Raw genomic sequence first — 8597 nt, forward strand, 5'->3', positions numbered from 1 at the left:
ACGATGGTGACGAAGAGGAACGTCGCGTAACCTTCGGAACCGGGCGAGCAGCAGCGCCGCCTGATCCGGACAGCCGCAAGACCGGACTTGCTCGACCGGGACTCATCCGAACGGGACTTGCTCGACCGGGACTGCCTGTGAGATGACCAGAAAGGTCTTCTCACGGGTGTCGTCATGGCCGAAGCAAAAATCAGGAAAACGCCGCAAACGCTGCGCAGCGCGCGCTGGTTCGCGCCCGACGATTTGCGGGCTTTCGGCCACCGCTCCCGCGCGATGCAGATGGGCTATGCGCCGGACGAGTGGAAGGACCGGCCGCTGATCGCGATCCTGAACACCTGGTCGGACGCGCAGCCCTGCCACATGCATTTCAAATCGCGGGTCGACGACGTCAAGCGCGGCATCCTGATGGCCGGCGGCCTTCCGATCGAACTGCCGGCGCTGTCGCTGTCGGAATCGCTGCTGAAGCCGACCACCATGCTCTATCGCAATCTGCTGGCGATGGATGCCGAGGAACTGTTGCGCGGCCATCCGGTCGACGGCGTGGTGCTGATGGGCGGCTGCGACAAGACCACGCCGGCTTTGCTGTTGGGCGCGACCTCGGTGAACCTGCCCGCGATCTACCTGCCGGCGGGGCCGATGCTGCGGGGCAATTGGAAGGGCAAGACGCTGGGCTCGGGATCGGACGCCTGGAAATATTGGGACGAACGGCGCGCCGGGAAGATCTCGGACAAGGATTGGGTCGATGTCGAAGCCGGCATCGCCCGCAGCTATGGCACCTGCATGACCATGGGCACCGCCTCGACCATGACAGCGATCGCGGAAGCGATCGGCATGACCCTGCCGGGCGCCTCCTCGATCCCGGCGGCGGATGCCGGCCACATCCGGATGGCGTCCGAATGCGGCCGGCGCATCGTCGAGATGGTGTGGGAGGACCTGACGCCAAGGCAGATCCAGACCCGCCACGCGTTTGAGAACGCGATCACGGTGGCGATGGCGATGGGCTGCTCGACCAACGCGATCATTCACGTGATCGCGCAGGCCCGCCGTGCCGGCCATGACATCGGGCTCGACGATTTCGAGATCGCGAGCCGCAAGGTGCCGGTGATCGCCAATGTGCGGCCCTCCGGCGATATTTATCTGATGGAGGATTTCTTCTATGCCGGCGGCCTGCCCGGGCTGATGAGCCGAATCCGCGACTATCTGCATCTCGATTGCCTCACCGTGACCGGCAAGACGCTCGGGGACAACATCGCGGGCGCCGAGGTCTATAATGATGACGTGATCCGCACGGTCGACAGCCCGATCTACCGGGAGGGCGCGCTCGCCGTGCTCAGGGGCAATCTTGCGCCCGACGGCTGCGTCATCAAGCCCTCCGCCTGCGCGCCGCGCTTCCTCAGGCATAGTGGCCCTGCGCTGGTATTCGACGATTATCCGTCGATGAAGCAGGCCATCGACGATCCCGACCTCGACGTCACCGCCGACCACGTCCTGATCCTGCGCAATGCCGGGCCGCAGGGCGGCCCGGGCATGCCGGAATGGGGCATGCTGCCGATCCCGACCAAATTGGTGAAGCGGGGCGTCCGCGACATGGTGCGGCTGTCGGACGCGCGGATGAGCGGCACCAGCTACGGCGCCTGCATCCTGCATGTCGCCCCCGAAGCCTATGTCGGCGGCCCGCTGGCGCTGGTGAAGAACGGCGACCGCATCACCCTCGACGTCGCGGCGCGTACCATCAGCCTCGATGTGCCGGAAGCGGAACTCGCAAGGCGCCGCGCCGAATGGAAAGCGCCGGAGCGTCGTTTCGAGCGCGGCTATGGCTGGATGTTCTCGCACCACATCAGGCAGGCCAACGAAGGCTGTGACTTTGACTTTCTCGAAACCGGCTTCGGCGCGCCGGTGGGCGAGCCGTCGATTTATTAGTTGTTGGCGCCGTCGTTCCGGGGCAAGGCGAAGCCTTGAACCCGGAACCTCGAAATGACCGAATTCGAGTAGACCCGGGTTCGGTTGGCGCCCCGGAATGACGACAAGGGGATAAAAACCATGTCAAAACTCAGCGACGCCACCCGCAACAAGCTCAAATCCGTCTCGACCGCCACGGTCGCGACCGCGCTGTACAAGCGCGGCTTGCGTATCCAGTGCATTCAGGACGTGCACCCGCTCAGCCCAGACCAGCCCGTGCTGGTCGGCGAGGCCTTCACCTTGCGCTACATGCCGGCCCGCGAGGATCTCAACAGGCTAGAAGTCTTTCGCGACCGTTCCCATCCGCAGCGCAAGGCGATCGAGGATTGCCCGCCCGGCGCGGTGCTGGTTGTCGACAGCCGCAAGGACGCGCGCGCCGCATCCGCCGGCGCCATCCTGGTAACGCGGCTGATGCAGCGCGGCGTCGCCGGCGTGGTGACCGATGGCGGCTTTCGCGATTCCGCCGAGATCGCCAAGCTCGGCTTTCCCGCCTATCACCAGCGCCCAAGCGCGCCGACCAACCTGACGCTGCACCAGGCGATCGAGATCAACGGCCCGATCGGCTGCGGCGATGCGCCGGTGTTTCCCGGAGACGTCATCCTCGGCGATGCCGACGGCGTCATCGTGATCCCCGCGCATCTCGCCGACGACATCGCCGACGAGACCCTCGAAATGACCGCGTTCGAGGATTTCGTCGCCTCGGAGGTGCGCAACGGGCGCGGCATCTTCGGCCTCTATCCCGCCACCGACGAGCAGACCCTGAAGGATTTCGCGGTGTGGCGGCAGAAGATGGGGCGGTGAGCGGTCAATTCAAAAAATCCGCGTCGTCCCGGACAAGCGAACGTCAGCGAGTGCAGATCCGGTACGACGATACAAGCACTTGGCACGCGTCCGGGACATGCCGACTCACACCGCACCCTTGTCCGCCATCCCGACGGCCCACAACGCGAACGCATAGACGATCGCGACTTCGTCGAGGCGGTTGAAGCGGCCGGAGGCGCCGCCATGGCCGGCGCCCATGTTGGTGCGCAGCAGCACCGGGCCGCCGCCGGTCATGGTGGCGCGCAGGCGCGCGATCCATTTCGCCGGCTCCCAATAGGTGACGCGGGGATCGGTTAATCCTGCCATCGCCAGGATCGCGGGATAATCCTTGGCCGCGACATTGTCGTAGGGCGAGTAGGCAAGGATGGTGCGAAAATCCTTTTCGCTCTCGATCGGGTTGCCCCATTCCGGCCATTCCGGCGGCGTCAGCGGCAGCGTGTCGTCGAGCATGGTGTTGAGCACGTCGACGAACGGCACCTCGGCGACGATGCCGGCAAACAGCTCGCCGGCGCGGTTGGCGACCGCGCCCATCAGCATGCCGCCGGCGCTGCCGCCATGGCCGACGATGCGCTTTGCAGCCGTATAGTTCGCCTCGCACAGCGCGCGGGCGCAGGCTGCGAAATCGTCGAAGCTGTTGGTCTTCTTGTCGCGCTTGCCGTCGAGATACCAGCCCCAGCCCTTGTCGGTGCCGCCCCTGATATGCGCGATCGCGTAGACGAAGCCGCGATCGGCCAGCGACAGTCGGTTGGCATTGAACGACGCCGGCATCGCCATGCCATAGGAGCCATAGCCATAGAGCAAGAGCGGCGCGCGGCCGTCGCGCCTGAAATCGCGCCGGTGCAGCAGCGAGATCGGTACCTCGGCGCCGTCATGCGAGGTCGCCATGATGCGGGTGGTGACATAGTCGGCCGGGTCATGGCCCGACGGAATCTCCTGGCGCTTGCGCAACGTTCGCGTCCGCGTCGCCATATCGTAGTCATAGACCTCCGACGGCGTCGTCATCGACGAATAGGAAAAGCGCAGATTGGTGCTGTCGAATTCGTAGGAACCCATGGTGTCGAGCGAATAAGCCGCTTCATCGAAAGCAATGGCATGTTCCTCGCCGGAGGTGAGATCGCGGATCACGATCGCGGGCAGGGCGTTGGCCCGCTCCAGCCGCACCAGATGGCCCGAATAGAGATCGTGATCGATGATATAGGTCCCGGCGCGGTGCGGGATCAGATCGCGCCAGTTTTCGCGCGCGGGCGAAGCCAAGGGCGCGGTGACGATCTTGAAGTCGATGGCGCCGTCCAAATTGGTCAAAATAAACAGCTCGTCGCCGCGGTCGGCGATCGAATATTGCACGCCGGTCTCGCGGCGGGCGATCAGGCGCGGCGCGGCATCGGGGTCGGCCAGATCGATCAGCCGCTGCTCGGAGGTTTCATGGTCGCCGCCGGCGATGACGCAGAACCGTCCGCTGGTGCTCTCATGCAGATGGGTGAACCAGCCGGCATCCTGCTCCTCGTAGATCAGGATGTCGTCGGCCTGCGCCGTGCCGAGCCGATGGCGCCAGACCTGCATCGGCCGATGATTGTCGTCGAGCTTGACATAGAAGAAGCCCTTGCAGTCCGCGCTCCACACCACGCCGCCGTCGGTCTCCTCCACGACATCATCATGGTCGCGGCCGCCGTCCCAGTCGCGCACCCGGATCGTGAAATATTCCGAGCCCTTGACGTCGGCGCTCCAGGCCACGAGCTTGTGGTCGTGCGAGTGCCGGCTGCCGCCGAACCGGAAATAGTCATGCGCCGCCGCCAGCGCATCGCCGTCGAGCACGATGGTGGCGTCGCCGCCGCCGCGCGGCATGCGGCCGAACAGCTCGTGCTGGCCGCCTTCGCGGAATTTGCGGAAATAGGCGTAAGGCCCGTCCGGCGACGGCACGCTGGAATCGTCCTCCTTGATCCGCCGGCGCATTTCCGCAACCAGCGTCTTCTGCAAGGCTCCGGTATGGCCGAGCAGGCTCTCGGTGTAGCCGTTCTCCGCCTCGAGATAGCTCCTGATATCGCCGTTCAGCACCTCGGGATCGCGCAGCACCTCCTGCCAGTTCTCGTCCCTCAGCCAGGCATAGTCGTCGCTCACGGTGATACCGTGCCGGCTGAACCAATGCTGCCGGCGCGGCGCCACCGGCGGTGACTGGGAAGCTGTCTTGCTGTTGGCCTGGGTCACGTCATCCTCGTTGGCTGGACTCTGTCCTAGTTTTAATCTCTGTCTTGATCTGGGCCTTGATCTTGTTCTTGTTCGTGTTCTTGCGGCGCTGTTTCGCCATCGTCCCTATATCGGCGCAAACGCGCCCGATTTCCAGACGCGCGTGGGTTGTTGACCTGCGGCTTGTATGGTTAGGCTTTCCCGGCGCCGCCGGGCAAGGGTCATGCTGTTCAACTCCACTCCGTTCATTTTCCTGTTCCTGCCGGCGGTCCTGCTCGGTTATTTCGCGATCGGCCGGTTGGGCAATCATGCGGCGGCGCTCTGGCTGGCGCTGGCATCACTGGTCTTCTACGCATTCGGCGGCTGGCAGTTTGTGCCGCTGCTGCTCGCCTCGATCGCGTTCAACTACGCCATCGGATGGCTGCTGATCGCCAGGAAACTGCGCCCGGGGCTGCGATCGATCGTGCTCGCGACCGGCGTCGGCGGCGATCTCCTGATCCTCGGCGTCTTCAAATATGCCGGCTTCTTCGCCGCCAATCTCGATGCGCTGTTCTCGACGTCCTTCGCGACGAACATCCTGCTGCCGGTCGGCATCTCCTTCTACAGCTTTACCCAGATCGCCTTCCTGGTCGACGCCTACAGGGGCAAGGTCGCGCATTACGCGGCGCCGTATTATGCGCTGTTCGTCAGCTATTTTCCGCATCTGATCGCCGGACCGATCCTGCATCACAAGGACATGATTCCGCAGTTCGAGCGCGACGGCACCGCGCGTCCCGACGCTCATTTGATCCTGTGCGGCCTGATGATCTTTGCCATCGGCATGTTCAAGAAGACCTGGCTGGCCGATGGCATCCAGCCGTTCGTGGCGCTTGCTTTCGGCCCCGCGCCGCCGAATTTCGCAGAGGCCTGGATCGGCGCGCTGGCCTATACCTTCCAGCTCTATTTCGATTTCTCCGGCTATTGCGACATGGCGATCGGAATCTCGCTGATGTTCGGCATCTTTCTGCCGCTCAACTTCGATTCGCCGTACAAGGCCGCCAGCATCATCGATTTCTGGCGCCGATGGCACATGACGCTGTCGCAGTTCCTGCGCGACTATCTCTATATTCCGCTCGGTGGCAACCGCCATGGGACGGCGCGGCGCACCCTCAACCTGATGGTCACGATGGTGCTCGGCGGCCTCTGGCACGGCGCCGCCTGGACCTTTGTCGCCTGGGGGACGCTGCATGGCGCCTATCTCTGCATCAACCATGCCTGGAACAGGTTCTGTCCGATTCTCGCGCCGCGCCTCGCGTGGCCCGGCAATCTCGCCGCGTTCGCTCTGACGTTTACGGCGGTAGTCGTGGCCTGGGTGTTTTTCCGCGCCGACAGCCTGTCGTCGGCGCTCCTGATCCTGGCGGCGATGGTGGACCCGGCGCGCGTTGCGCTCGGCTACCGCGAGATGTTCGCTGCCGCCGTGATCGGCCTCTATGCGCTGCTGGCATGGTGCGCGCCGAATACGCAAGAGATCATGGGTTACGATCACCACGACAGGACCGTGGGCGCCGGCCTCGACCAGTGGCTGCGCAGGCCGGCGCTCATCTATGCGGCCGGGGCGGTCCTTGGCTTTGGCATGCTCGGAATCCAGCAGCACAGCGAATTCATCTATTTCAGGTTCTGATGGGCTCGCCGTATACGAACATCATCCGCTTGCTGTGCGCCGCCCTGGCCACCGCGATCACGGTCGCGTCGCTCAATTTCGTCGTGGATCCGCTGCGGCTGTTTGGACACTCCGAACCGGGCCGTCCCTGGTATTCCGATGACAGTCGGCTTCAGGATGCCGGGCTGATTCGAAGTCAGGACTTCGATACCATCCTGATGGGGACGTCGCTCGCGATCCATTTTCGCCAAAGCGACATTGACCGGCAATTCGGCGTCCACTCCCTGAAGCTTGCGATCTCCGGCTCGAATTCGGTCGAACAGAACTTCGTCCTGCGCGCCGCGCTGCGCCGTCGTCCCCGGCGCGTGATCTGGGAAATGGACGACTGGATTTTCCGTGACGCCCCGGATGCCGACTCCGACGCCTATCTGCCCGCCAACCTCTACCGCATGAATGCGAAGGGGATCGCGGGATATCTCTTCAGCCTCGATATGGCGCGCGAGTCGGTTTGGATCGTGCTCCGCGGCCTCAAGCCTTTGCAAACTGTCGCGCACGGATTGGCCGCGGCTCAGTACCTCAAATTCCATCAAGACGACGTCGATCGGATCAATACGCTTCCAGATCAACTCGATCTGGCAGCGACCTATAATGCCGCCATGGCGCGTGCCTCCTTCGAGCACTATCTGAAACATCCGAAAGAGATCGGCGCGGGCTACGACTATGCCGCCATGGTTCGCAACTTCGATCGCGACGCGCTGGATCTGATCGCGAAGCATCCGGATGTCAGATTCGATGTCTACTTTCCTCCCTACTCGATCCTGCACTTCGTGGCGATGCGGGATGCCTCGCCCGCGACGCTGCAGATCGTCTACGACCTCACTGCCTATGCCGGCCGCCGCTTGACGCAGCTTCCCAATGTCCGTCTCTATGACTTCCGCGACGCGCAGGAGGTGACGCACGACCAGAACAACTATTTCGACGTGGTGCATCATTCGCCGACGATCGATCGGAAAGTGCTGTCCTGGATCACGGAAGGCAGCCATGCCGTCGATCGCAACGCGCCGACCGCGTCGACCGAGCGGCTGAGGGCACAGGTCGCGGCCTACCGGGTCGACGCCGGCGGTCGTGAGCCGTGAGGGCTTCGGGAGCGCGGGGACGTCGGATCGAGATTCCGCGCGCAATGACGGGGAGCGAGCCGTCGCTGATCTCACACGAGTCCGTAGTCCGTGGGGTCGGTAAAGCTTGCGCCGTCGCTCGCGTGAAGCGATGGCGGAGGCGTGTCCACCATCTCTGGGGATGCGCGGAGGGTGGGCATGGCGCAAGGGCGCCTTTGCCCACCCTACGGGACCGATGTTGTTTTCACGGGCTCACGCTTTCGCCGAGCCAGTCGATGGCGGCTTCGGTGCCGCCCTTGCCGTGCGGGATCTGCAGCGCGTTGAGGGCGACTTCGATCACGCCGAGCGTGCCCAGGATCATCGGCGCATTGACATGGCCCATATGGGCGATGCGGAAGGCCTGGCCTTCCAGTTCGCCGATGCCGACGCCGAGCACCACGCCGCATTTCTCCTTGGCGTACCGATGCAGCGGCGCCGGGCTGGTACCGCCTGACATCGTAACGGTCGTCACGGTGTTGGAGCGCTCGGCGGCGTCGGCGACGTTGAAGCCGAGCACCTGGCCCTCGGCCCATACCGCGACCGCGCGGCGTACCGCCTCGGCCAGCAGCCGGTGGCGCTCGAACACGTTGTCGAGCCCTTCCTCGAACAGCATGTCGATGGCCTGGCGCAGCGCGAACAGGAGATGGATCGGAGCGGTGCCGGCATATTTGCGGTAGTGCTCGACGCCCTCGCGCTCGGTCCAGTCCCAATAGGGCGTGCGCATGTCCGCCTTCATGTGCACGGCCTGGGCGCGGTCATTGGCGGCGACGAAGCCGAGCCCTGGCGGCGTCATCAGGCCCTTCTGCGAACCGGACATCGCGACGTCGATGCCCCATCGGTCC

The 8597-nt window shown here is 64.3% G+C and carries 6 protein-coding genes; 4 read left to right on the forward strand and 2 right to left on the reverse strand.

Going from position 1 to position 8597, the window contains the following annotated elements; genetic code table 11:
* Positions 1-174: 174 nt before the first annotated feature.
* Both araD and WCB02_RS30795 read left to right on the forward strand, forming a co-directional pair.
* A complete protein-coding gene (gene araD, locus WCB02_RS30790; protein ID WP_423964000.1) occupies positions 175-1920 on the forward strand; it encodes an L-arabinonate dehydratase in 1746 nt (581 codons plus the stop codon).
* Positions 1921-2040: 120 nt separating this feature from the next.
* Positions 2041-2760, forward strand: a complete 720-nt coding sequence (locus WCB02_RS30795) for a ribonuclease activity regulator RraA (RefSeq protein ID WP_423964002.1) — start codon at positions 2041-2043, stop codon at positions 2758-2760.
* A 105-nt stretch (positions 2761-2865) separates the two neighbouring features.
* Here WCB02_RS30795 and WCB02_RS30800 read toward each other — a convergent pair whose 3' ends face one another.
* Positions 2866-4983: a S9 family peptidase gene (locus WCB02_RS30800; protein WP_423964004.1), complete on the reverse strand. Its 2118-nt coding sequence runs from the start codon at positions 4981-4983 to the stop codon at positions 2866-2868.
* A gap of 202 nt (positions 4984-5185) precedes the next feature.
* Here WCB02_RS30800 and WCB02_RS30805 point away from each other — a divergent pair, with 202 nt between their 5' ends.
* Positions 5186-6622, forward strand: coding sequence for an MBOAT family O-acyltransferase (locus WCB02_RS30805; RefSeq protein WP_423964007.1), 1437 nt, complete (start codon positions 5186-5188; stop codon positions 6620-6622).
* Complete coding sequence (locus tag WCB02_RS30810) at positions 6622-7737, forward strand: hypothetical protein (protein WP_423964010.1); 1116 nt, start codon at positions 6622-6624, stop codon at positions 7735-7737. The genes WCB02_RS30805 and WCB02_RS30810 overlap by 1 nt, the downstream gene beginning before the upstream one ends.
* A gap of 223 nt (positions 7738-7960) precedes the next feature.
* Here WCB02_RS30810 and WCB02_RS30815 read toward each other — a convergent pair.
* Positions 7961-8597, reverse strand: a 637-nt coding sequence (locus WCB02_RS30815) for a pyridoxal-phosphate-dependent aminotransferase family protein (RefSeq protein WP_423964013.1), incomplete at its 5' end; no start/stop codon positions are given.

This window comes from Bradyrhizobium sp., assembly GCF_049581145.1.
Lineage (GTDB): Bacteria > Pseudomonadota > Alphaproteobacteria > Rhizobiales > Xanthobacteraceae > Bradyrhizobium.